23 protein-coding genes are annotated in these 21,831 nt (G+C 66.1%); 16 read left to right on the forward strand and 7 right to left on the reverse strand.

Annotated features, from left to right (window positions below; all coding sequences use genetic code 11):
- The first annotated feature begins 161 nt into the window (after positions 1 to 161).
- The 5 genes from trxB (at position 162) to ACFOMH_RS11090 (ending at position 5,549) form a co-directional block, all read left to right on the forward strand.
- Positions 162 to 1,187, forward strand: coding sequence for a thioredoxin-disulfide reductase (trxB, locus tag ACFOMH_RS11070; protein WP_374422937.1), 1,026 nt, complete (start codon positions 162 to 164; stop codon positions 1,185 to 1,187).
- Between the two features lie 286 nt (positions 1,188 to 1,473).
- Positions 1,474 to 3,183: a bifunctional sulfate adenylyltransferase/adenylylsulfate kinase gene (locus ACFOMH_RS11075; RefSeq protein WP_377744506.1), complete on the forward strand. Its 1,710-nt coding sequence runs from the start codon at positions 1,474 to 1,476 to the stop codon at positions 3,181 to 3,183.
- A gap of 90 nt (positions 3,184 to 3,273) precedes the next feature.
- On the forward strand, positions 3,274 to 4,056 hold the full coding sequence (locus ACFOMH_RS11080) for a hypothetical protein (RefSeq protein ID WP_377744508.1): 783 nt from the start codon (positions 3,274 to 3,276) through the stop codon (positions 4,054 to 4,056).
- Positions 4,053 to 4,862 carry a glycosyltransferase family 2 protein gene (locus tag ACFOMH_RS11085; RefSeq protein ID WP_377744509.1) on the forward strand — a complete coding sequence of 270 codons (810 nt, stop codon included), beginning with the start codon at positions 4,053 to 4,055 and terminating at the stop codon, positions 4,860 to 4,862. Before ACFOMH_RS11080 ends, ACFOMH_RS11085 begins: the two co-directional genes overlap by 4 nt.
- Before the next feature lie 180 nt (positions 4,863 to 5,042).
- Positions 5,043 to 5,549 carry a hypothetical protein gene (locus tag ACFOMH_RS11090; protein WP_377744510.1) on the forward strand — a complete coding sequence of 169 codons (507 nt, stop codon included), beginning with the start codon at positions 5,043 to 5,045 and terminating at the stop codon, positions 5,547 to 5,549.
- 229 nt (positions 5,550 to 5,778) lie between these two features.
- Here the strand turns inward: ACFOMH_RS11090 and ACFOMH_RS11095 are convergent, their stop codons facing one another.
- Both ACFOMH_RS11095 and ACFOMH_RS11100 read right to left on the reverse strand, forming a co-directional pair.
- Positions 5,779 to 6,003: a DUF1150 family protein gene (locus ACFOMH_RS11095; protein ID WP_377744512.1), complete on the reverse strand. Its 225-nt coding sequence runs from the start codon at positions 6,001 to 6,003 to the stop codon at positions 5,779 to 5,781.
- 13 nt (positions 6,004 to 6,016) lie between these two features.
- Positions 6,017 to 6,427, reverse strand: a complete 411-nt coding sequence (locus ACFOMH_RS11100) for an Hsp20 family protein (RefSeq protein WP_377744513.1) — start codon at positions 6,425 to 6,427, stop codon at positions 6,017 to 6,019.
- A 188-nt stretch (positions 6,428 to 6,615) separates the two neighbouring features.
- Here ACFOMH_RS11100 and ACFOMH_RS11105 point away from each other — a divergent pair, with 188 nt between their 5' ends.
- The 3 genes from ACFOMH_RS11105 (at position 6,616) to ACFOMH_RS11115 (ending at position 8,422) form a co-directional block, all read left to right on the forward strand.
- A complete protein-coding gene (locus ACFOMH_RS11105) occupies positions 6,616 to 6,834 on the forward strand; it encodes a YdcH family protein (protein WP_374422949.1) in 219 nt (72 codons plus the stop codon).
- Positions 6,835 to 6,900: 66 nt separating this feature from the next.
- The gene (gene purE / locus ACFOMH_RS11110; protein WP_374422951.1) at positions 6,901 to 7,386 is read left to right on the forward strand and encodes a 5-(carboxyamino)imidazole ribonucleotide mutase; all 486 of its coding nucleotides are present in this window, start codon (positions 6,901 to 6,903) and stop codon (positions 7,384 to 7,386) included.
- The gene (locus ACFOMH_RS11115; protein WP_377744515.1) at positions 7,379 to 8,422 is read left to right on the forward strand and encodes a 5-(carboxyamino)imidazole ribonucleotide synthase; all 1,044 of its coding nucleotides are present in this window, start codon (positions 7,379 to 7,381) and stop codon (positions 8,420 to 8,422) included. The genes purE and ACFOMH_RS11115 overlap by 8 nt, the downstream gene beginning before the upstream one ends.
- Here ACFOMH_RS11115 and cobD read toward each other — a convergent pair.
- The gene (cobD, locus tag ACFOMH_RS11120) at positions 8,406 to 9,371 is read right to left on the reverse strand and encodes a threonine-phosphate decarboxylase CobD (RefSeq protein ID WP_377744516.1); all 966 of its coding nucleotides are present in this window, start codon (positions 9,369 to 9,371) and stop codon (positions 8,406 to 8,408) included. The two genes, ACFOMH_RS11115 and cobD, sit on opposite strands and share 17 nt — an antisense overlap.
- Positions 9,372 to 9,635: 264 nt before the next feature.
- Here cobD and ACFOMH_RS11125 point away from each other — a divergent pair, with 264 nt between their 5' ends.
- The 7 genes from ACFOMH_RS11125 to ACFOMH_RS11155 all read left to right on the forward strand — a co-directional run bounded on the left by ACFOMH_RS11125 (position 9,636) and on the right by ACFOMH_RS11155 (position 14,848).
- Positions 9,636 to 10,139 (forward strand): type III secretion system chaperone family protein, encoded by a 504-nt coding sequence (locus ACFOMH_RS11125; protein WP_377744517.1) that lies wholly within the window; start codon positions 9,636 to 9,638, stop codon positions 10,137 to 10,139.
- A 120-nt stretch (positions 10,140 to 10,259) separates the two neighbouring features.
- Positions 10,260 to 10,415, forward strand: a complete 156-nt coding sequence (locus ACFOMH_RS11130) for a hypothetical protein (RefSeq protein WP_377744519.1) — start codon at positions 10,260 to 10,262, stop codon at positions 10,413 to 10,415.
- The gene (gene proC / locus ACFOMH_RS11135) at positions 10,412 to 11,218 is read left to right on the forward strand and encodes a pyrroline-5-carboxylate reductase (RefSeq protein WP_377744521.1); all 807 of its coding nucleotides are present in this window, start codon (positions 10,412 to 10,414) and stop codon (positions 11,216 to 11,218) included. The genes ACFOMH_RS11130 and proC overlap by 4 nt, the downstream gene beginning before the upstream one ends.
- Complete coding sequence (locus tag ACFOMH_RS11140; RefSeq protein ID WP_377744523.1) at positions 11,215 to 11,577, forward strand: tRNA-binding protein; 363 nt, start codon at positions 11,215 to 11,217, stop codon at positions 11,575 to 11,577. Before proC ends, ACFOMH_RS11140 begins: the two co-directional genes overlap by 4 nt.
- On the forward strand, positions 11,577 to 12,527 hold the full coding sequence (locus ACFOMH_RS11145; protein ID WP_377744525.1) for a 2-hydroxyacid dehydrogenase: 951 nt from the start codon (positions 11,577 to 11,579) through the stop codon (positions 12,525 to 12,527). The genes ACFOMH_RS11140 and ACFOMH_RS11145 overlap by 1 nt, the downstream gene beginning before the upstream one ends.
- Entirely contained in the window at positions 12,527 to 13,753 is a 1,227-nt protein-coding gene (locus ACFOMH_RS11150) for a glycerate kinase type-2 family protein (protein WP_377744526.1), read from the forward strand. Before ACFOMH_RS11145 ends, ACFOMH_RS11150 begins: the two co-directional genes overlap by 1 nt.
- A 135-nt stretch (positions 13,754 to 13,888) precedes the next feature.
- Positions 13,889 to 14,848, forward strand: coding sequence for a CorA family divalent cation transporter (locus tag ACFOMH_RS11155; RefSeq protein WP_377744528.1), 960 nt, complete (start codon positions 13,889 to 13,891; stop codon positions 14,846 to 14,848).
- Here the strand turns inward: ACFOMH_RS11155 and ACFOMH_RS11160 are convergent.
- Positions 14,845 to 15,519 carry a DUF1045 domain-containing protein gene (locus tag ACFOMH_RS11160; RefSeq protein WP_377744529.1) on the reverse strand — a complete coding sequence of 225 codons (675 nt, stop codon included), beginning with the start codon at positions 15,517 to 15,519 and terminating at the stop codon, positions 14,845 to 14,847. The two genes, ACFOMH_RS11155 and ACFOMH_RS11160, sit on opposite strands and share 4 nt — an antisense overlap.
- Before the next feature lie 103 nt (positions 15,520 to 15,622).
- On the opposite strand from ACFOMH_RS11160, the gene ACFOMH_RS11165 reads away from it, so the two are divergent.
- On the forward strand, positions 15,623 to 16,672 hold the full coding sequence (locus ACFOMH_RS11165) for a DUF475 domain-containing protein (RefSeq protein ID WP_377744531.1): 1,050 nt from the start codon (positions 15,623 to 15,625) through the stop codon (positions 16,670 to 16,672).
- 75 nt (positions 16,673 to 16,747) lie between these two features.
- Here ACFOMH_RS11165 and ACFOMH_RS11170 read toward each other — a convergent pair whose 3' ends face one another.
- From ACFOMH_RS11170 to cobT, 3 genes are all read right to left on the reverse strand, one after another.
- A complete protein-coding gene (locus ACFOMH_RS11170) occupies positions 16,748 to 18,565 on the reverse strand; it encodes an aminopeptidase P family protein (protein WP_377744533.1) in 1,818 nt (605 codons plus the stop codon).
- A 33-nt stretch (positions 18,566 to 18,598) separates the two neighbouring features.
- Complete coding sequence (gene epsE / locus ACFOMH_RS11175; protein ID WP_377744534.1) at positions 18,599 to 19,861, reverse strand: exopolysaccharide biosynthesis GT4 family glycosyltransferase EpsE; 1,263 nt, start codon at positions 19,859 to 19,861, stop codon at positions 18,599 to 18,601.
- A gap of 97 nt (positions 19,862 to 19,958) precedes the next feature.
- Complete coding sequence (gene cobT / locus ACFOMH_RS11180) at positions 19,959 to 21,821, reverse strand: cobaltochelatase subunit CobT (RefSeq protein ID WP_377744536.1); 1,863 nt, start codon at positions 21,819 to 21,821, stop codon at positions 19,959 to 19,961.
- Between the last annotated feature and the right edge of the window lie 10 nt (positions 21,822 to 21,831).

Genomic DNA, 21,831 nt, shown 5'->3' on the forward strand with positions numbered 1-21,831 from the left:
GTTTCCTCGCGGGCCGGTTGTGGCCTGAATTTTTCGCGGAAACTACATTGCCGATGCAGTTTGCGCAATAATATTTCAGAAATGGACCGCTGCTTCCGCCCGGATTGCATGACGGGGCGCGGGTGATTACCTAGTCCGGGCAAAGTGAAAGGTTCTGCCAGATGTCCCAGCCCGCGCCCGAGAATGCGTCCGAGACCACCCCCGCCGCCCTGCCTGCCCATAGCCGCGTGCTGATCGTGGGGTCGGGGCCGGCGGGCTATACCGCCGCCGTCTATGCCTCGCGTGCCATGCTGTCGCCGGTGCTGATCCAGGGCATGCAGCCGGGCGGCCAGCTGACCATCACCACCGAGGTCGAGAACTGGCCCGGCGAGACCGAGATCCAGGGCCCCGACCTTATGGTCAAGATGGAGGCCCATGCCCGCGCCATGGGCGCGCGCATCTTTATCGACACGGTCACGAAACTGGACCTGAAAGCGCGGCCTTTTGTCGCCCATCTGGATTCGGGCGCCCGCATCACCGCCGATGCCGTCATTCTGGCGACCGGCGCCCAGGCGCGCTGGCTGGAACTGCCCAGCGAGGAAAAGTTCAAGGGCTTTGGCGTTTCGGCCTGTGCGACCTGCGACGGGTTTTTCTATCGCGGCCGCGAGGTCATGGTGATCGGCGGCGGCAATACCGCCGTGGAAGAGGCGCTGTTTCTGACTAATTTCGCCAGCAAGGTGACGCTGGTCCATCGCCGCGACAGCCTGCGCGCCGAAAAGATCCTGCAAGAGCGGCTGTTCAAGAACCCCAAGGTCAGCGTGATCTGGGACCATGAGGTGGTCGAGGTTCAGGGGGACGAGGCGCCTCTGGGCGTGACCCAGGTCCTGCTGCGCTCGACCAAGACCGGGGCGGAACAGACGGTGCCGGCGGATGGCGTGTTCGTGGCCATCGGCCATGCCCCGGCATCCGAGCTGGTCGCGGGACAGCTGGAACTGCATCACGGCGGCTATGTGAAGGTCGAACCGGGCAGCACCCGCACCTCGATCCCGGGGGTGTTCGCGGCGGGCGACCTGACCGACCACATCTATCGTCAGGCGGTGACCAGCGCGGGCATGGGCTGCATGGCGGCGCTGGATGCCGAACGCTGGCTTGCCGATCACGACATGGCCGGCGCGCCCGACCGCCATGCGGCCGAAATTCCGGCCTGAGCCGGCCTGATGGAAGAACGTCCCGGCCGGACCGGCCGGGGCGGAAAATGCCTGCGCGGATCGCCTTGACGGTCGGAAAATCATGCTTTTGACGCGTTTCGACGCCATATGCGCGACACATGGCCGATATGCGACAGAATGCACGGAATCGGCAAAGCCATGTGTTGAAACCGGTAAATTTGACCGCTAATGCGTTGCCCGAAATCAGGGCGCGAACAACGCGTTCCTTCCTTTTATTCGCTTGAGGGCCAGCTGTTCCGGCCCTGCCCATAACGCCGAGTATCCGATGACCCAGCCAAACCTCGCCCCGATCCCCGAACTTTATGTCAGTGCCGAATCGGCGCAGAAGCTGAAGGTCGAGGCCGGCAACATGCCGTCCTGGGATCTGACCCCGCGCCAGATCTGCGATCTTGAACTGTTGATGAATGGCGGTTTCTACCCGCTGAAAGGCTTTCTGACCGAAGCCGATTACAATTCGGTGCTGGATGACATGCATCTGACCACCGGCGATATCTGGCCGATGCCGGTCAACCTGGATGTCAGCCAGGACTTCGCCGACAAGGTCGAGCCGGGCCAGGACATCGCGCTGCGCGATCAGGAAGGCGTCATCCTTGCCATTCTGTCGGTCACCGACAAGTGGACCCCGAACAAATCGAACGAGGCCGAAAAGGTGTTCGGCGCCGATGACGTGGCCCACCCGGCCGTGAACTATCTGCACAACACCGCCGGCCCCGTCTATCTGGGCGGCCCGATCACCGGCATCCAGCAGCCGACGCATTACGATTTCCGCGGCCGCCGCGACACCCCGAACGAGTTGCGCGCCCATTTCCGCAAGCTGGGCTGGCGCCGCATCGTCGCCTTCCAGACCCGCAACCCGCTGCACCGCGCGCATCAGGAACTGACCTTCCGCGCCGCGCGCGAGGCCGAGGCGAACCTGCTGATCCATCCGGTCGTCGGCATGACCAAGCCCGGCGATGTCGATCACTTCACCCGCGTGCGCTGCTATGAGGCTGTTCTGGACAAATATCCGGCCGCGACCACGCATCTGTCGCTGCTGAACCTTGCCATGCGCATGGGCGGCCCGCGCGAGGCGGTCTGGCACGGCATCATCCGCCGCAACCACGGCCTGACCCATATGATCGTCGGCCGCGACCATGCCGGCCCGGGCAAGAACAGCCAGGGGCAGGATTTCTACGATCCCTATGCCGCGCAGGAACTGTTCCGCAAATACCAGTCCGAAATCGGCATCGAAATGGTCGATTTCAAACAGATGGTCTATGTCCAGGAACGCGCGCAATATGAGCCCCGCGACGAAGTCGAAGAGGGCGCGACCATCCTTGACATTTCCGGCACCGAACTGCGCCGCCGTCTGCGCGAAGGTCTGGAAATTCCGGAATGGTTCAGCTTCCCCGAGGTGGTGACGCAGCTGCGCCGCACCTCGCCGCCGCGCAACCGTCAGGGCTTTACCGTGTTCTTCACCGGCCTGTCGGGTTCGGGCAAGTCCACCATCGCCAACGCGCTGATGGTCAAGCTGATGGAAATGGGCGGGCGTCCGGTCACGCTGCTGGACGGCGATGTGGTGCGCAAGCATCTGTCCAGCGAGCTGGGCTTTTCCAAAGAGCACCGCGACATCAACATCAAGCGCATCGGCTATGTCGCGTCCGAGATCACCAAGAACGGCGGCATCGCCATCTGCGCCCCGATCGCGCCCTATACCGCAACCCGCCGCGCCGTGCGCGAGATGGTCGAGGCCGGCGGTGCCTTTATCGAGGTGCATGTCGCCACCAGCCTTGAGGAATGCGAACGCCGCGACCGCAAGGGCCTGTACAAACTGGCGCGCGAAGGCAAGATCAAGGAATTCACCGGCATTTCGGACCCCTATGAAGAGCCGCAGAACCCCGAACTGCGCGTCGACACCGAAAGCGTCGATGTCGATCACTGCGCCCATCAGGTGCTGCTCAAGCTGGAGCAGATGGGGCTGATCGGCCTGAAATAAGCCGGTCGAACGGAAAACAGGGGGCCGCGCCGGCGTTGACCGGCGCGGCCCCTTGGCATATCGCGGAAGATGCACGCCCAAGGAGGCCCGATGACCGACGAGCCCGTTCTGATCCTGACCATGAAATGGGGCGCGCTTTACGGCGCCGAGGATGTGAACCGCCTTTACCGGCAGGTCGGCCGCCATCTGGCGCGGCCGCATCGCTTCATCTGCTTTACCGACGACACCGCCGGCATCGATCCGGGGGTCGAGGCGCTGCCGCTGCCCGAACTGGGCCTGCCCAAGGGTCATGGCGATACCCGCTGGCGCAAGCTGGCGCTGTTCCGGCCCGATCTGGGCGGGTTTGCCGGCATGACGGCGCTGTTTCTGGATCTGGATCTGGTGGTCGTGGACGACCTGTCGCCGTTCTTCGACCTGCCGGGCGATTATTTCATCATCCGCGACGACGACCTGTTCCGGCCCAAGCCCCTGCGCCGGATCAATCCCGAACGCGACCGTTTCCTGCATTCGGTCGGCAATTCCTCGGTCTTTCGCTATGTGGTGGGCGCGCACAGCTATATTCTGGACGCCTATCTGGCCGATCCGGCTGCCGCCACCGCGAATTACGAGATCAGCCAGCAGTTCCAGTCGGCGCAGCTGGCCGCGCACGGACATCTGCATTACTGGCCGCGCGGCTGGTGCGTCAGCTTCAAGAACGACTGCGTGCCGCGCAATCTGCTGAGCTATCTTTCCGAGCCGGTCTTGCCCCAAGGGGCAAGGATCGTGCTGTTCGCCGGCGCCCCCAAGATGGAGGACGTCTTTGCCGGGCGGGGCAGCAAATGGTATCGCCGCATCGGCAATATCGACTGGCTGCGCAAGGCCTGGGCGGGATGATCGCCGATGCTTTCCGGCGCTGGAAGCAGGCCCGCCGCATCCGCGCCGCCGAGGCCGAGATCATGGCCCGCGACATCCGGTCGCAGCCCCACGGCCTGCCCGCGCCGCTGATCGTCAGCCTGACCAGCTATCCGGCGCGGTTTGGCAGCCTGCATCTGGTGCTGCGCGCGCTCATGTCGCAAACGGTCGCGGCCGATCGGGTGATCCTGTGGCTGGCCAAGGGGGATGAGGACGCGCTGCCCATGGCCGCGCGCCTGCGGGGGCTCGAGATCCGCACCTGCCCGGACTGGCGCAGCTATAAAAAGATCGTGCCCGCGCTGCTTGAGGCGCCCGATGCCTATATCGCCACCGCCGATGACGACGTCTATTACCGCCCCGACTGGCTGGCGGCGCTGGTCGCCCGTGCTGGGGCCGGTGTCGTCGCGCATCGGGCCCATCGCGTCACGCTGGACGGCGGCGGGCGGCCGCGCCGCTATGACGACTGGCAGCGCAATATCGACGCGCCCGATGCCGGCCCGCTGATCTTTCCGACTGGGGTTGGCGGCGTGCTGTATGCGCCGGGCGTGTTCCATCCCGATGTGACCGATGCGGCGCTGTTTGGCGCGCTGGCGCCCATGGCCGATGACGTCTGGCTATACTGGATGCACCGGCTGGCCGGGTCGCGCCCCGAAAAGATCGGCGGCCGTTTTCGCATCACCGAATGGCCGGGAACGCAGGCGCAGAACCTGCGCGCGACCAATCTGGCGGGCGATGGCAACGATCAGGCGGTCAGGGCCATGCTGGCCCGTTACGGCTGGCCCGGCTGATCGTACCCGGGCGCGGGCGCCTGGAAATTTCGCTTTTTAGTCATTCCGTTGTGCGGCCCCGATGGCGGTCTTAAATTGCTGTCGTGGTAGCGTTTCCGTCGAAAGGAGGCGGTTGAGTCAACCTGGATGGCAAATGTCCGGTTTCCGGATGGTCATATACAATATGCAACTTATTGCGCTGTGCTTTGCAGTGTGCTGGACGATCTTTACGATCACTGCACCACCATCAGCGAGGCTGATCCCGATGGCGTCGTTGTCCGCAAGGCGGGGGTCGCGGGGCTGGCAGAGCCGCGCTATCCCGACAGGGAACTGTCGGATGTGAACGACCTGTTGCCGGTGCGGATCGACGTCGATCCGGATGGTGAAAACTGGGGTGCGCTGTTTTGCCCGTCGCAGAACCAGCTGATCGGGCCTTTGAACGGCATGGTCATCGGCGACATGCAGCGCCGGCTGGCGCTGATCTCGCAAAGGGGCAAGCTGCATCTGCGATTGCCCGAAAGCGATCTGACGATGTGCGGGCATAAGGTGACCGGCAAAGAGGTGCCGTACCGCGATGGCGGCCTGCTGACGGCGCCGGGGGAAAAGCCCCCCGCGCGGCGCGACCTGTTCGCGGAATGGTATGGCGGCAAGGTCTGTCGGCATTGCCTGCTGAATGCCCTGACCAGCTATTCCGACTGGGCGCCGTGACCCCGCTCCGGGCCGGGCCGTCCGGTCCGACCTGACGCCCGATCCGGACAGGATTGCGCCCCAGGGCAGATCCGCAAAGCCCCTCGCGAAAAAAAACAGCACCGCCATTCCACTGGGGAAGGGCGGTGCATCCATGCTGTCCGCGTGGTGATCTCGTCCCGAAAAGCGGGGCGATCTGCGGCGCAGGCCCGTGTGAACGCTGGTCTTTGCCAGCGCCAGCCTTGGGGCCTTAGTGTACGCTGACCGGGGTCAACTCGTTCTGGCGCGCCAGCATGAAAGCCAGGCTGCGGTCCTTGACCAGCGCCAGACGTTCGCCGTCGATGCCATGGACGGCGTAAAGCGCGTCCACATCAGGCACTTGCTGGCGGATCTCGTCGGGCAGGCTGTCCAGCGCCACGCGACGGATATAGACGGTATTGCCCGTTTCCGGGCCGAATTCGAATCTCTCGTTCATGTTCGATCCCCTTTCATTTGCGGCTGATCGGTATGGTTTGCACGATGCAGTTGGGCACCGAGCGGCGCAGATCAATGTTCAAAAGCCCATTCTCAAGCCCGGCATTGACCACCTCGACGCCATCGGCCAGCACGAAACTGCGCTGGAATGCGCGGGCCGCGATGCCGCGATGCAGGAACACGCGGTCCTCGTCCGGTTCGGTCTGACGGCCGCGAATCACCAGTTGGCGATCCTCAAGCGTGATCGACAGATCGTCATCGGAAAACCCGGCCACGGCCAGGGTGATGCGGAACCCGTTCTGGCCCTGATGCTCAATATTATAGGGCGGATAGCCCTCGGCCCCTTTGGCGGCCCTTTCGGCCAGCCGCTCCAGCTGGTCAAAGCCCAGAAGGAACGGATGTGTGGCCAGACTGATCTTGGTCATTCTTCCCAAGCCCTTTTTCAGCAAAGCGACTGTCGGCCGGACCCCGGAATGGCGACCCGACAGGGACAATATGTGAACGCCGGGATGATTGCGCAAGATGCGGCAACATCGTTAACCCATTTGCGCAAAGCCATTAACAGCGCCGGGGTGGTCATGTATAAGCATGCAAGTCCAGCCCGAGGCCCGACATGAACGCCCATCACGAAATGTCCCATGAGGAAATCGCCCGCACCCGGCTGGAGGTGCTGCGCCGCGAACACCGGGACCTGGACGAGGCCATCGAGGCACTGGTCAGCCAAAGCCTGACCCATTCGCTGACCTTGCAGCGGCTGAAAAAGCAAAAGCTTGCGCTTAAGGACCGCATCGCCCGGCTTGAGGACGAATTGACCCCCGACATCATCGCCTGATTGCCGATCCCGCGATTGCAAGACGGGCCGTCGCGCGCTAGGGCGGGACAAAAAGGGGGCTTTGCCATGGAAAAACCCGTCGGAATCATCATGGGCAGTCAGTCGGACTGGCCCACCATGCGCGAGGCCGCCGCGATCCTTGATGAGTTGGGCGTGGGCTATGAGGCGCGGATCGTCAGCGCCCATCGCACGCCGGACCGGCTGTGGGATTATGGCAAGACGGCGGTGGCGCGGGGCCTGCGGGTGATCATCGCCGGTGCCGGCGGCGCGGCGCATCTGCCCGGCATGATGGCTTCCAAGACGCGGGTGCCGGTGATCGGGGTGCCGGTCCAGACCAAGGCGCTGTCGGGGGTCGATTCGCTTTATTCCATCGTTCAGATGCCCAAGGGCTATCCGGTCGCCACCATGGCCATCGGCGCGGCCGGCGCGGCCAATGCCGGGCTGATGGCGGCGGGCATTCTGGCGATCGGGGATCCCGCGCTGGCCCAGCGGCTGGATGCCTGGCGTCAGGCGCTGTCCGATTCCATCCCGCAGGAGCCCAAGGATGACTGAACTACCCCCCGGATCGACCATCGGCATTCTGGGCGGCGGCCAGCTGGGCCGGATGCTGGCGGTTGCCGCCAGCCGGCTGGGCTATCGCAGCCATATCTATGAACCGGCCGCGGCGCCGGCCGGCGATGTGGCCTATGCGGTGACGAACGCCCCCTATGAGGACGCGGCCGCGTTGCGCGCTTTCGCCGAATCGGTCGATGTCATCACCTATGAATTCGAGAATGTGCCGACCTCGGCGCTGGATCTGCTGGAATCGATCCGTCCGATCCGGCCCAACCGGCGCACGCTGGCCGTGTCGCAGGACCGGCTGACGGAAAAGGATTTTCTGGCCGGGATCGGGCTGCGGACCGCGCCCTATCGCAACGTGGAAACCGAGGCCGACCTGCCCGCCGCGCTGGCCGATCTGGGCGTGCCCGCGATCCTCAAGACGCGGCGCATGGGCTATGACGGCAAGGGCCAGATCCGTTTCAACGATGCGGGCGGGCGCGACTGGACCGGCGCCCCTTCGGTGCTTGAGGGGTTCGTCGATTTCTCGGCCGAGATCAGTGTCATCGTCGCGCGGGGCGCGGATGGACAGGTCGCGGCCTATGATCCGGGCCTGAACCTGCATCGCGACGGCATTTTGCGGCGCACGACCGTGCCCTGCGGGTTGCCGCAGTCGCTGTTGACCGATGCGGTGCTGATCGCGGCGCGGATCGTGAATGCGCTGGATTATGTCGGCGTCATGGGGGTCGAGCTTTTCGTGACCCCGCAGGGGCTGGTGGTCAATGAAATCGCCCCCCGCGTCCATAATTCCGGGCATTGGACACAGGCCGGATGCGCCGTCGACCAGTTCGAACAGCATATCCGCGCCGTGGCCGGCCTGCCTTTGGGCGATGGTCAGCGCTATGCCGATGTCGAGATGGAAAACCTGATCGGCGAGGATATGGCCCGGCTGCCCGAATTGCTGCGCCAGCCGCGCGCCCAGATCCATCTTTACGGCAAGGGCGAGGCCCGCCCCGGCCGCAAGATGGGCCATGTCAACCGGCTGCTGTAAAGGCGGCCTCGACGCGCTGGAATTCGTCGCGGTTGCCGGGAATGCCAAGGCGCAGCCAATGCGGATGCCATGGAAAGCGCCGGCTCCAGATGCCGGCGCGGGCCAGCATGTCCTGGGCCGCCCCGGCATCCGGGGTATGATAGAGGCGGAACAGATGCGTGCCGCCCTCTAGCCGCCAACCTTGCGCGGTGACGATCTGATCCAGATGCAGCGCGGCCTCGGCCAGCCAGATGACGGTATTCGCGGCCCAGGCGCCATCGGCCAGCGCCGCCGCCCCGATTTCCAGCGCCGGCCCGCTGACCGCCCAGGGGCCGGCATGTTCGGCCATGCGCGCCAGCAGATCGGGCGCGGCGATGGCAAAGCCCAGCCGCAACCCGGCCAGCCCCCAGAACTTGCCGAAACTGCGCAGCACCGTGACATTGGCGGGCCGCGCGCGTGCCACCGACAGATCGGGACGCGGATCGGCAAAGCTTTCATCGACCAGAAGATGGCCGACACCGGCCGCGATGCGGGCGATCTGCGCGGGGGCGTATTCGCGGCCATCGGGGTTGTTGGGGTTCACGATCACCGCCAGATCGGCGCCGCTCAGGGCGTCTGGATCATGCGGCTCGGCGACCTGCCAGCCGGCGGCGCGCAGGCTGGCGGCATGTTCGTTATAGCTGGGCGACAGTACTGCCGCCCTTTGCCCGTTCAACACGCGCGGCAGGATCTGGATCGCGGCCGACGCCCCGGCCAGCGCCAGCAGATCGTGGCGGGGACAGCCGAATCGGTCGCTGGCGGCGGCGAGCAGCCGCGCCATATCCGCCCCGGTCGGCAATGCCGTCATCGCATGCGGGCCGGGTGCCGCGGCCGGATAGGGGCGGCGGTTGATCCCGGTCGACAGGTCGATCCAGTCACCGCGCCCGAAACGCCGCGCCGCGCTGTCGATATCGCCGCCGTGATCGCGCATCGGTTTCCCCCTGTTGCGGCCTGTCATGCCCCCGTCTTCTCTGGTCTTGCGCGGCTTGGGTCAAGCCCGCGCTCCAATGGCGAAAAACCTCTGGTAACCCAATTTTCACTTTACACCCCTATCGAACCGCACCACGATATGTTGTAGGCACATTTCGGGAACTACGCCGGGTGTAGTCCGCAGGGCCAAGGGTTGAGGCAACCTTGACCCATTCGGGACGGGCAGGACTGCACCGGGCAGGGGCCAAACAGGCAGGGGCAGGACATGACGCAGATCGGTGACTTCATCCACAGCGATGACATCCATCCCATCGACATTGTCGAGACCGTGGCGACCCATCACGAATGGGATTTCGACCGGCTGGCCGAGGATCAGATCGCCATGGCGGTCGAGGGGCAATGGCGAACCTATTCCATCACCCTGGCCTGGTCGCCGCGCGACGAGGTGCTGCGCCTGATCTGTACCTTTGACATGGATCCGCCCCGCGACCGCCTGCCCCAGCTTTATGAGGTGCTGAACCTGGCCAATGATCAGGTCTGGGATGGCGGCTTCACCTTCTGGGCGCCGCAAAAGCTTATGGTGTGGCGCTATGGGCTGGTGCTGTCGGGCGATGCCATGGCCAGCCCCGAACAGATCGACCAGATGATCGGCAATGCGATCATGGCGGCGGAACGCTTTTACCCCTGTTTCCAGCTGACCTGCTGGGGCGATACCACCCCCGAGGCTGCGATGAATATCGCGATGTCCGAGGCCTATGGTCGCGCCTGAGCCGGTATGAAGAGAGACCCGTTTCACCTCTCTGTGGTTATGAGGGATCAGTCTCAGCACAGTTTGCTCTGGGTCGCGGTCGCGCTCATTGTGACATTCTTCATGCTATGCCGCGCCTTCATGCAGGACTGGCGCTGGATTTTCGGCTTTCCGGTGCATTTCGCCGCGGTCTATCTGTTTATAAAACTCTGGGCGTGGGCCGGAGGGATTGACCGCGATGGCCTGACGCCCGAAGACCGTGCGCAAAGGGACAGGGAAGGCGACGGCTGGCAATGACGGATATTTCGGAACTGAACGGGCGCGGGCTGGTGCTTATCGGCTGCGGCCGGATGGGCGGCGCGCTGCTGGATGGCTGGCTGAAAAACGGGCTGCGGCCGGGGGCGGTGCATGTCGTCGACCCCAATCCGCGCCCCGATCTTTCGGCTTTGGGGGTGGCGGTCAATGGCGCATTGCCGCCAAGTCCGGCGGTTCTGGTCATCGCGGTCAAGCCGCAGATGATGGCGGATGTGCTGCCCCGGCTGAATGTGGGGGCCGATACGCTGGTCATCTCGGTCGCGGCGGGGGTGACCATCGCGGCCTATGAGGCGGCGTTTCCGGGCGCGGCCATCGTGCGCACCATGCCCAATACCCCGGCCGCGATCGGGCAGGGGATCACCGCCATTGTCGGGAATGCGCGCGCGGGCGAAGGGGAACTGGCGCTTGCCGGCGCGCTCATGTCCGCCGTTGGGCGCACCGTGCGCTTGCAGGACGAGGGACAGATGGACGCCGTGACCGCGCTTTCGGGATCCGGCCCCGCCTATGTCTTTCACCTGATCGAGGCGATGGCGGCGGCGGGCGAGGCCGAGGGGCTGTCCCCGGCGCTGGCGCTGGAACTGGCGCGGGCGACCGTGGCCGGGGCCGGCGCGCTGGCCGTGGCTGCAGACGAGGATCCGGCAAAGCTGCGCGAGAACGTGACCTCGCCGGGCGGCACCACGGCGGCGGGGTTGGCGCAGCTGATGGATCCCGAAACCGGGCTGCCACCCCTGATGCGGCGCACTATTGCCGCTGCCGCCGCGCGCGGGCGGGAGCTGGGGAAATGAGCGGTGACGGCACGGCCCCCGCGCCACAGATCGGCTGGGACGATTTCGCCGCCGTCGATATCCGCGTCGGCCGCATCATCCGCGCCGAACCTTTCCCCGAGGCGAAAAAGCCCGCGATCAAGCTGTGGCTGGATTTCGGCCCCGAAATCGGCGAGCGCAAGTCCTCGGCCCAGATCACCCGCCATTACCGGCCCGAAGAGCTGATCGGCAAGCAGGTGCTGGCGGTGGTGAATTTCCCGCCGCGCCAGATTGGTCCGGTCAGGTCCGAGGTGCTTGTGCTTGGCCTGCCGGATGAGGACAATCAGGTCGTGCTGATCGGCCCGGACAAACCCGTGCCCCTCGGAGGGAGGATGTTTTGATGAAGCTTCTGGTGACGCGTCGCATGACGCCGGCCGCGGAACACGCATTGGCCGCGCGCTTCGAGGCCGAGTTTCTGGACCGCGAGGACGGCTTTTCCGAGGCCGAGGCCGCCCGCGCCATGGCCGAATATGACGCGGTGATGCCGACCCTGGGCGACCGCTTTTCGGCCGGGGCCTTTGGCGGCGATCTGCGCTGCCGGCTTCTGGCCAATTTCGGCGCCGGCTTTAATCACATCGATATCGCCGCCGCCGCGAATGCCGGGGTCGCGGTGACCAATACCCCCGATGCCGTGACCGAGGCCACCGCCGATATCGCGCTGACGCTGATCCTGATGACCGCGCGCCGCGCCGGCGAGGGCGAGCGTGTGCTGCGCCGGGGCGAATGGACCGGCTGGCAGCCGACGCAGCTTCTGGGTCGCCATGTCAGCGGCGCCACCGTGGGCATCATCGGCATGGGCCGGATCGGCAAGGCCATCGCCCGGCGCTGTCATTTCGGCTTTGGCATGGATGTGCTGTTTCACAACCGCTCGACGGTGTCGTCGCTGGATTTTCCGGCGCGTCAGGTCGCGGGGCTGGACGAATTGCTGACCCAGTCGGATTTCGCCGTGGTCGCGGTGCCCGGCGGCGCGGGCACCCGGCACCTGATCGGCGCGGCCGAGCTGGACCGGCTGGGGCCGCGATCCTTTCTGATCAATATCGCGCGCGGCGACATCGTTCAGGAAGCGGCCCTGATCGACGCCTTGGCGCGGGGGCGCATCGCCGGGGCGGGGCTTGATGTCTATGAACACGAACCCCGCGTCGCGCCGGAACTGATGGCGATGGAAAACGTCACGCTGTTGCCGCATCTGGGCACCGCCGCCGAAGAGGTGCGCACCGCCATGGCGATGCGGGCGATGAACAACCTGCTGGCTTTTGACGAGGGCCGGCCCCTGCCGGATCGGGTGAATTGATGACAGCGCCGGAACGCGCGATGGCACTGATCCGTGCCGGTATTGCCGCCGCCGATCCGGGCGCGGCTGTTCGGCGCGGCATGGCGGCGGTGCTGGAAAATCCGCCGGGTCCGGGCGGCCACTGGCAGGTCATTGCCTTGGGCAAGGCCGCGCGCGCCATGGCCGAGGCGGCCTTGCAGGCGCTGCCGGATGCGCAGGCGCTGGTGGTCACTAATGCCGGCAATGACACGCCGCTTGCCGGCGCGCGGGTCATGCGCGCGGGCCATCCCCAACCCGATGACGATGGCGCGCTTGCCGCCGCCGAGGTCATCGCCCGGCTCACCGCCACCGGACCACAGGATCGGGTCCTTGCGCTGATTTCGGGCGGCGGCTCGGCCATGCTGCCCGCCCCGGCCGAGGGGATGACGCTTGCCGACAAGCAGGCGGTGAACCGGCTGCTGCTGGCCTCGGGGGCGGATATTTCGCAGGTCAACCTGATCCGTCAGGGCCTGTCGCGGCTAAAGGGCGGCGGCTGGCTGCGGCTGTCGCGGGCGCCGGTAACGGCGTTGATCCTGTCGGATGTGCCGGGCGATGACCTGCGGGTGATCGCCTCGGGGCCGACGGTGGCGCCGGTGGGCAGCCGCGCGCAGGCCGCCGATCTGGCGCGGGAACTCGGCATCTGGGACCGGATGCCCGAGGCTGCGCGCGCGGCGCTCAGCCGCCCCGAGGATCGCCGCGCCTTGCCGCCGGGCCGCAATATCCTTGTCGGCTCGAACGCGATATCGGTTCAGGCCATGGTCGATGCGGGTGCCGCGGCGGGGCCGATCCCGCTGGACGGCGATGTCGAGGATTGCGCCCGGGCGATCTGGGCGCTGGCCCCGGCTCTCGCCCCCGGTGAGGCGCTGGTCTTTGGCGGCGAAACCACCGTCAGGCTGGTCGGCGACGGCATGGGCGGGCGCAATCAGGAACTGGCGCTGCGGCTGGCCATGCTGGCCGAAACGCAGCCGGTCGGTTTCGACTGGGCCTTCGCCTCGGTCGGCAGCGACGGGCGCGATGGCCCGGGCGAGGCGGCGGGCGGGCTGGTCGGTCCGGGCACCGTCGCGGCGATCCGCGCGGGCGGCATCGATCCGGCCGAGGCGCTGTCGCGCAACGATTCCACCCCGGCGCTGGCGGCGGGGGGCGCGCTGGTCATGACCGGCGCCACCGGCACCAATGTCGCCGATCTGGCGGTGCTGCTGCGCGCCTGATCGCGGGCGGCATCGCGGGCGCGGGGCCGCGCCCGGACGTGGCGGGATGGGGGCCAAAGACGGGGCCAAAGACGGGGCTTGACCGCCCCTTGCGGCCCGCGCAGGTTGTCGGCGGACCAGCGCAGGCGGGATTGCATGCTTTACAGCTATATCAACGCGGGACAGGGTATCGCACCGCTGCCAAAGGACACGGATCTGGCCAAGGCCATCTGGATCGACCTTTATCGCCCGATGCCCGAACAGGTCAGCGCCGTCGCGGCGCTGGGATATGACATCCCGACCCTTGCCGATATGGAAGAGATCGAGGTCTCGAACCGTCTCTATACCGAAAACTGCGTCACCTACATGACCGGGGTGCTGCCCGGCCAGCTGCCCGATGGCGCCAATGTCGCGATGCCGGTGACCTTCATTCTGGACGACAAGCGGCTGGTCACCGTGCGCCACCACGCCCCGCGCCCGTTCGAGACCTTTCCGACCCGCGCCGGCCGCTCAAGCTGTGGGGCCACCTCGCCCGAGCGGATCTTTCTGGGCCTGATCGAGGAAATCATCGGCCGGATGGCGGATCTGTCCGAAGGGGTCTCGAAGGTGCTCGACATCGAGGTTACGCATGTCCTGCAAATGGGCTCGGCGCGCGATGCCGCCAAGTTGCAGGACGCGTTGGTGACGGTGGGCCGGCAATCCGAGCTGATCAACCGCGTGCGCATGGGGCTTTTGTGGCTGGACCGCATTCTGGTCTATCACGCCGCCAATTCCGTCCATGGCCCCGACAGCGCCAGGCTGCGGCCGTTTCACGCCGCCCTGCAGCGCGATATCCAGGCGCTTGAGGTGCATGCCGATTTTCAGGGCTCGCGCATCGGCATGACCGTCGACGCCACCATGGGCATGATCGGGCTGTTGCAGAACGACCGTGTGCGCAGCCTGTCGGTGGTGGCGGCGCTGTTCCTGCCGCCGACGCTGATCGCCAGCATCTATGGCATGAATTTCCGAAACATGCCGGTGCTGGAACTGGAATGGGGCTTTCACATGGCGCTGGGGATGATGGTGGTGTCGGTGGTCGCGACCTTCCTCGTCCTGAAATGGATGAAGTGGTATTAGCCGCGCAGCGGAAATTCCTCGATCAGATGGAAAAACCCGGCCTCATCCTCGCCGACAAGCGCCGCCGCGTTGACCCGCATGGGGGGGGCGATCAACGGCGACAGCCGGGGCGACAACAGATCCAGCACGGCCCCGGCGGCGCGCGCATCCATCCCGTCGCTCAGCGTCAGGTGATAGCTGAACAGGTCCAGCACAAAGGGATAACCCCAATGATCCAGATGCTTGCGCGCCTGCGCAGGCAGGGCCTCGGGCCGGCGGCGATCATATTCCTGTGGTGTCAGGGGGGCGCGAAATTCGTCCAGCCGCGTCACCACCGAGGATTCCAGCGCCACCAGTTCGGGCGGCTGCTGGCCGGGGCGCAGGGCGGCGAAACCCCAGTCCCGGCTAGGCACCAGATCCAGCGCAAAGGGCGCCAGCCGGTCACAGATCATGCGCAGCGCCAGCGCCAGCTCTGACAGCTCGCGCCCCTGCGCGAGCCGGAAGGGCGCCTTGAGCGTGGCGTGAAATCCATAGCGCCGCGGCGTCGCGGTCGCGTCGCGGGCCGCCTCGTCCAACCCATCGGGATGGGCGACGGCCGTGCCGCTGCGCAGATCCCAGCCCAGCCACGCGGCCCCGAAATCGCCCAACTCCCCATCGGGAAGGTGATAGACCGCAAAGCGTCGGAACTGCATCTGGACCCCCATTCACCGCAAGGCGGGCTTGCGTCGCATTGCCTTGTTCCATTCCATAGCAAAGCCTATGCAGGACCGACAGCCGCATAACAGGGAAAAGCCCATGCGTCAGACAATCCGCTACATGACATGGCCCTTTATCGTCACGGGGCTTGGCCTGATCCTGGCGGCGCTGATCGGATGGCGCTATGGCGGCAGCGCGGGGGCGCTGTCCTTCTTTCTGATCGCGGGGGTGCTGGCGGTGCTGGAAATCTCGCTCAGCTTCGACAATGCGATCGTGAATGCCAACAAGCTCAAACAGATGACGCCGCTTTGGCAAAGGCGGTTCCTGACCTGGGGCATCATCATCGCCGTTTTCGGGATGCGGGTGGTGTTTCCGCTTTTGATCGTGGTCGTGGCCGCCCGCCTCGCCCCGTGGGAGGCGCTGCGCCTCGCCGCCACCCAGCCCCAGGAATATGCCAGCATCATCCATGACGCGCATCTGCCCATCGCGGCCTTTGGCGGCAGCTTTCTGATGCTGGTGGCGCTGAACTACTTTTTCGATCAAAGCAAGGATGTCGACTGGATCGCCGGCATCGAACGCTTTCTGCGCCGGCTTGGGGAAATCCGCGGGATGGAAATCGGCCTTGTGCTGATCTGCATGCTGGTGATCGTGGGTCAGCTGCCGGATGAAAGCGAACATGCCTTCATCATCGCGGCGACCTGGGGGGTGCTGACCTATCTTGCGGTCGATATGCTGGGCCATGTGCTGGACAACTGGAATGCCGGGCCCGGCCATGCCGATCTGGCGCGGGGCGGCCTTGGGGCATTTCTCTATCTCGAGGTGCTCGATGCCTCATTCAGCTTTGACGGGGTGATCGGCGCCTTTGCGCTGACCCAGAACCTGTTTCTGATCGCCATCGGGCTGGGCATCGGGGCGATGTATGTGCGCGCCATGACGGTGATGCTTGTGGAACGCGGCACGCTGGCCGAATTCCGCTATCTCGAAAACGGCGCCTTCTGGTCGATCCTGATCCTCTCCCTGCTGATGTTCGCCCAGACCCTGCGCCCGATCCCGGAAGTGGTCACCGGGCTTCTGGGCGCGGGCTTCATTGGCGTGGCTTTTCTGAACTCGCTGACATGGCGGCGCAAAAACGGCGACGCGGCGGATTAGGCCGGGCGCGTCGCCGCTTTCTTCTTCATCCAAATATCCATGCCTCCCGCGCCACAGGCGGCGCGGGCGCGGATGTCAGCCCTGGCTGTCCAAAGGCCGCGTCGCCAGAAACAGCCATTCGCGCACCCGATCGTCGACCAGCGGCGAAATCTCGTGCCAGACCCGGGCGTGATAATCGTCGAGCCATGCGATTTCGGCCGCCGACATCAAGGCCGGATCGATCAGCCGGCGGTCGATCGGCGCCAGCGTCAGCGTCTCGAATCCCAGCATGTCGCGGCCATCGCGGCTTTCGACCTCATGGACCACGATCAGGTTCTCGATGCGGATGCCAAAGGCGCCCTCACGGTAATAGCCCGGTTCGTTCGACAGGATCATCCCCGGCCGCAACGGGATGTCCGAAATGCGCGAGATGCGCACCGGCCCCTCATGGACCGACAGGCCCGCGCCGACGCCGTGGCCGGTGCCGTGATCGTAATCCATGCCCTCGGACCACAGCGGCGCGCGCGCCAGCGCGTCCAGATGCGCGCCCGCGACCCCGCGCGGAAACTCGACCCTCGACAGCGCGATCATGCCTTGCAGGACCCGGGTATAGGGGCGCCGTACCGCCGGATCAAAGCGGCCCATGGGCAGGGTGCGGGTGATGTCGGTGGTGCCGTCGGGGTATTGCCCGCCGGAATCGACCAACAGGATATCGCCGGGCAGCACGCGGCGGTCGGTGGCCTCGGTCACGCGATAATGCACGATGGCGCCATTCGGACCCGACCCCAGAATGGTGTCAAAGCTGATATCGACGATGCCGCGCGCGGCGCGCAATTCCTCGAGCTTGCGCGAAATCGCGATCTCGGTCAGGGGGCGTTCGGCCAGCTGACCGGCCTGCGCGTCCAGCCAGCACAAAAGCTCGCTGATCGCGGCGCCGTCGCGACGATGGGCGGCGCGCATGCCGGCGATCTCGGCCGGGTTCTTGCAGGCCTTGGGCATGATCACCGGATCGGGCGCCTCGGCGATATCGGTGCCCATGCTTTCGATCAGGGCAAATATCTGCTCGGGCGCGCTGGCGGGATCGACACGCACCGGTCCCGACAGATTCGTCAGCGCCGGGGTCAGCGCATCCACCGGCAGGATCTGCACCGCATTGCCAAGTGCGGCGCGGATCTCATCGGGGAATTTGGCCGGATTGGTAAAAACGGCGACATGGCCGTTCCCCTCGATGATGGCAAAGGCTTGCACGACCGGGTTGCGGGGCACATCGGCGCCGCGGATGTTCAAAAGCCATGAAATCGAATCCGGCAGGGTCAGCACGGCGGCATGCTGGCCGGTCTTGTGCAATTCCCCGGCGATGCGCGCGCGCTTGTCGGCGGCGCTTTCGCCGGCCGTCTCGCCGGGCCAAAGCCGGACCTGACCGGCCGGTGCCTCGGGCTGGTCGGTCCAGATCGCATCGACCGGGTTCGTGGCCTCGGCGATTAGCGCGATCCCCGATCCGCTCAGCGCGGCCTCAAGCTCGCGGATCTCGCGGCGGCTGTGCAGCCAGGGGTCATAGCCGATGCGCCCCCCCTCGGGCAGGGCGCGGGCCAGCCATTCGGCGGGCTTGGTTTCCGGCCACGGAACCGGGGCAAAGGCCGAGGGATCGACCTCGGATTTCACCTGCACCCGATAGCGGCCATCGACAAACACCCCGGCCTGATCCGGGGTGACGATGCAGAACCCGGCACTGCCGGTAAAGCCGGTCAGCCAGGCCAGCCGGGCGTCGCGGGCGGCGACATATTCGCCCTGATGGGCATCGGCGCGCGGCACGATGAACCCGTCCAGATCGCGCGCCGCCAGCACCTTGCGCAGCGCCGCCAGCCGGGGCGGATGGCGGGCAGGATCGGATTTGCTGTCATAGCTTTGATACATGGTCGGATCACCGGCTTGGGAATGGAAAATGCTTCAGACGGGGGCGCGGCCAAGGGCCTCGGCGGCGCCGGGCACGCTTTGCGCAAGCCCGTCGGCCACGGCCTCGGCGCTGCGGCGGTGGTGGAAATCGGCCGCGACACGCGCGCGCGACGCCTGGGCCAATGCCCGCGCGTGATCGGGATCGGCGACGAGGCGGGCGATCTCATCGGCCATCACCCCGGGCGCTTCCGGCGGCACCAGAATGGCGTCCCGCCCCGAGGTGATTAGCTCGTGATTGCCGCCGACATCGGTCACGACCACCGGCATTTCCATGGCCATGGCTTCCATGATGGCGACGGAAATGCCTTCGTTCAGGCTGGCCAGGGCAAAGACATGGGCGTGTTCCAGCCCCTCGCGGACGCGATCCTCGCTGACCGCGCCCAAAAGGGTGACCGCATCGCCCAGCCCCTTTTCGGCGATCAGCGCCGCCAGATAGCGGTGATAGCCCGAGCCGCCCTGTTCGTCCTCGCCGGCGATCTCAAGCCGGGCGTCGATGCCTTGTTCGCGCAGCAGGCGAACGGTTTCGATCAGATGGTCATGGCCCTTGACCGCGTTCAGCCGGCCACAGGAAAAGATGCGCAGGGGCGCGCCGGGGGCCGGCGGCTGCCAGGGCGCGGCGCGGCGGATCTGGTCCAGATCGACCCCCATCGGGGCAATGTTGATGATCCGGGGCTTGCTGCCGGCCAGTTCGCGATCGACCACCCCCGCCAACAGCCGCGAGATGATGGTGGCGAACCGCGCATGGCGCCATTTCTGCGGCTGGTTCGGGCCATAACCTTCCAGCGTCGGGCCATGCAGGGTCAGGCTGTAACCGGGTCCGCCCAGCCGCTCGGCGAACATGGCGATATTGGCGCTGTCGGCGCAGGAATGGACATGGACATGGTGCCACCCCTGTTCGCGCGCGATGCGTTTCAGCCGCGCCCCCATGCCCAGAAGCGCCAGCATCCGCGCCCGCCCGCGCAACCCGCCCGAGGTTTCCGCGCTGAAGGCCGCGCCCAGACCCCGCGCCCAGCCGGTCGGACCGGCGCGCAGAAATTCGGTGACCATGCCCAGTCCCTCGCCGCGCAGGGGCAACAGATAGCGGGTCTGGGCCTGTGCCTCGGCCGCCCAGCTGTGCGAGGCGACGGCCCGGGGTGGCGGCCGGGTCGAAATCAGATCGGCCTCGACCCCAAGCTCGGCCAGCGCCTGTCGCTCGCGCCACAGAAAGATATGGGTCTGGCCCGGAAATTCGGGGATGAAAAAACCGATACGCAGCAAGATGCCCCCTTTTCGCGGGGTGTCCGTGACCCCGGCCCGCGCGCAAACTGGTCGCATGGACCGGGGCCGGAAATCAAGCGATCCCGAGCGAAATGCCTTAAGCCATGCGCCGTATCTGCATGGCGCGGGCGCGTTTGCGGGGATCGGATTCGAACAGCGCCGCCAGTTGTTCGGTGATCGCGCCGGCCAGCTGTTCGGCATCGGTGATCGTCACCGCGCGCTGGTAATAGCGGGTCACGTCATGGCCGATGCCGATGGCCAGCAGCTCGACCTGTTTCTTGCGTTCGATCATGGCGATCACGTCGCGCAGATGCTTTTCCAGAAAGTTCGCCGGATTGACCGACAGCGTGCTGTCATCGACCGGCGCCCCGTCCGAAATCACCATCAGGATGCGCCGCGCCTCGGGGCGCCGCGTCAGACGCCGATGCGCCCATTCCAGCGCCTCACCGTCGATATTTTCCTTGAGCAGGCCCTCTTTCATCATCAGGCCAAGGTTCGGGCGCACCCGCCGCCAGGGCGCATCCGCCCCCTTATAGATGATGTGTCGCAGGTCGTTCAGGCGGCCGGGGGTGGCGGGGCGGCCATTGGCCAGCCATTTCTCGCGTGCCTGCCCGCCCTTCCATGCGCGGGTGGTAAAGCCCAGGATCTCGACCTTGACCTGCGAGCGTTCCAGCGTGCGCGCCAGCACATCGGCGCAGATCGCGGCGATGGAAATCGGGCGGCCACGCATGGATCCCGAATTGTCCAGAAGCAGCGTCACCACGGTGTCGCGGAATTCGGTGTCCTTTTCGACCTTGAAGCTGAGCGGCGTCGTCGGGTTCGCCACCACGCGGGCCAGCCGCCCGGCGTCCAGCACCCCCTCTTCCTTGTCGAATTCCCAGCTGCGGTTCTGTTGCGCCTGAAGCCGGCGCTGCAATTTGTTGGCCAGCCGGCTTACGGCGCCGCGCAGCGGCTCAAGCTGTTTGTCCAGATAGGCGCGCAGCCGTTCCAGTTCGGCGATATCGGCCAGATCCTCGGCGCGGATTTCCTCGTCGAATTCCTGGGTATAGACCTTGTAATCGGCGCTGGCATCGCTGACCGGGGGCGGCAGGTCGGGCGGGGATTCCGCCTCGGTCATCTCGGCCTCGTCGGCCAGTTCCTCGTCGGACTGGTCGTCCATGCTGACCTGGGCCTGACGTTCTTCCTGGGTCTGGTCCTGGCTGCGCTCGGGGGATGCCTCGGCATCCTCGTCCTGTTCCTGATCGCGGGACTGGTTGTCGCCGGCCTCTTCGTCCTGTTCGGCGTTCTCTTCGGCCTCGTCTTCCTGCGGCTCGTCGGGGTCTTCGCCCAGCTGGTCGCCGTAACCCAGATCGGCGATGACCCGGCGCGCCAGCCGCGCAAAGGCGGCCTGATCGGCCAGAACCTCGTTCACCCGTTCAAGGTCGGAACCGGCCTGTTCCTCGACAAAGGGGCGCCACAGATCGGCGACATGCTGCGCCGCGGGGGGCAGGGCGCGGCCGGTGGCCATCTGCCGCATGATATAGCCGGCCGCGACCGCCAAGGGGGCGTCGGCGGGGGATTTGATCTGGCCATAGCCCTTGCGCTCGGCCTCGTGGCCGATCTTGACGTCGATATTCGACAGTGCCCCGGGCATGTCGCGCGCGCCCAGCGCCTCGCAGCGCGCGGTCTCCATCGCCTCGTAAAGGTCGCGGGCCATGGGGCCGGCGGGGGCGTATTTCGCATGCGTCCCGGCATCGTGATGCCGCAGCTTCATCGCCAAAGCATCCGCCGTGCCCCGCGCCAAAAGCACCTCGTCGCGGGTCATGCGCCGGCTGACCTGCGGCAGGCGCATGGTGTCGCCCGAAACCCCCGAAGGGTCGGCGGTGAAGGTCACGTTCAGCTCGTGATCCTCGGCCAGCGCGCGGGTGGCCTCGGTCAGGGCCTTTTTGAAGGGATCGGCGGGGTTGTCGGAGGGTTTCATGGCGAGGCTA

The organism is Paracoccus mangrovi, from assembly GCF_042648425.1.
Taxonomy (GTDB): domain Bacteria; phylum Pseudomonadota; class Alphaproteobacteria; order Rhodobacterales; family Rhodobacteraceae; genus Paracoccus; species Paracoccus mangrovi.

What these genes read in the sequence shown, in the direction of transcription:
- trxB (WP_374422937.1), top strand. Translation starts at nt 162, where the DNA reads ATGTCCCAGCCCGCGCCCGAGAATGCGTCCGAGACCACCCCCGCCGCC.
- ACFOMH_RS11075 (WP_377744506.1), top strand. Translation starts at nt 1,474, where the DNA reads ATGACCCAGCCAAACCTCGCCCCGATCCCCGAACTTTATGTCAGTGCC.
- ACFOMH_RS11080 (WP_377744508.1), top strand. Translation starts at nt 3,274, where the DNA reads ATGACCGACGAGCCCGTTCTGATCCTGACCATGAAATGGGGCGCGCTT.
- ACFOMH_RS11085 (WP_377744509.1), top strand. Translation starts at nt 4,053, where the DNA reads ATGATCGCCGATGCTTTCCGGCGCTGGAAGCAGGCCCGCCGCATCCGC.
- ACFOMH_RS11095 (WP_377744512.1), bottom strand. Translation starts at nt 6,003, where the DNA reads ATGAACGAGAGATTCGAATTCGGCCCGGAAACGGGCAATACCGTCTAT.
- ACFOMH_RS11100 (WP_377744513.1), bottom strand. Translation starts at nt 6,427, where the DNA reads ATGACCAAGATCAGTCTGGCCACACATCCGTTCCTTCTGGGCTTTGAC.
- ACFOMH_RS11105 (WP_374422949.1), top strand. Translation starts at nt 6,616, where the DNA reads ATGAACGCCCATCACGAAATGTCCCATGAGGAAATCGCCCGCACCCGG.
- purE (WP_374422951.1), top strand. Translation starts at nt 6,901, where the DNA reads ATGGAAAAACCCGTCGGAATCATCATGGGCAGTCAGTCGGACTGGCCC.
- ACFOMH_RS11115 (WP_377744515.1), top strand. Translation starts at nt 7,379, where the DNA reads ATGACTGAACTACCCCCCGGATCGACCATCGGCATTCTGGGCGGCGGC.
- cobD (WP_377744516.1), bottom strand. Translation starts at nt 9,371, where the DNA reads ATGCGCGATCACGGCGGCGATATCGACAGCGCGGCGCGGCGTTTCGGG.
- ACFOMH_RS11125 (WP_377744517.1), top strand. Translation starts at nt 9,636, where the DNA reads ATGACGCAGATCGGTGACTTCATCCACAGCGATGACATCCATCCCATC.
- ACFOMH_RS11130 (WP_377744519.1), top strand. Translation starts at nt 10,260, where the DNA reads ATGCAGGACTGGCGCTGGATTTTCGGCTTTCCGGTGCATTTCGCCGCG.
- proC (WP_377744521.1), top strand. Translation starts at nt 10,412, where the DNA reads ATGACGGATATTTCGGAACTGAACGGGCGCGGGCTGGTGCTTATCGGC.
- ACFOMH_RS11140 (WP_377744523.1), top strand. Translation starts at nt 11,215, where the DNA reads ATGAGCGGTGACGGCACGGCCCCCGCGCCACAGATCGGCTGGGACGAT.
- ACFOMH_RS11145 (WP_377744525.1), top strand. Translation starts at nt 11,577, where the DNA reads ATGAAGCTTCTGGTGACGCGTCGCATGACGCCGGCCGCGGAACACGCA.
- ACFOMH_RS11150 (WP_377744526.1), top strand. Translation starts at nt 12,527, where the DNA reads ATGACAGCGCCGGAACGCGCGATGGCACTGATCCGTGCCGGTATTGCC.
- ACFOMH_RS11155 (WP_377744528.1), top strand. Translation starts at nt 13,889, where the DNA reads ATGCTTTACAGCTATATCAACGCGGGACAGGGTATCGCACCGCTGCCA.
- ACFOMH_RS11160 (WP_377744529.1), bottom strand. Translation starts at nt 15,519, where the DNA reads ATGCAGTTCCGACGCTTTGCGGTCTATCACCTTCCCGATGGGGAGTTG.
- ACFOMH_RS11165 (WP_377744531.1), top strand. Translation starts at nt 15,623, where the DNA reads ATGCGTCAGACAATCCGCTACATGACATGGCCCTTTATCGTCACGGGG.
- ACFOMH_RS11170 (WP_377744533.1), bottom strand. Translation starts at nt 18,565, where the DNA reads ATGTATCAAAGCTATGACAGCAAATCCGATCCTGCCCGCCATCCGCCC.
- cobT (WP_377744536.1), bottom strand. Translation starts at nt 21,821, where the DNA reads ATGAAACCCTCCGACAACCCCGCCGATCCCTTCAAAAAGGCCCTGACC.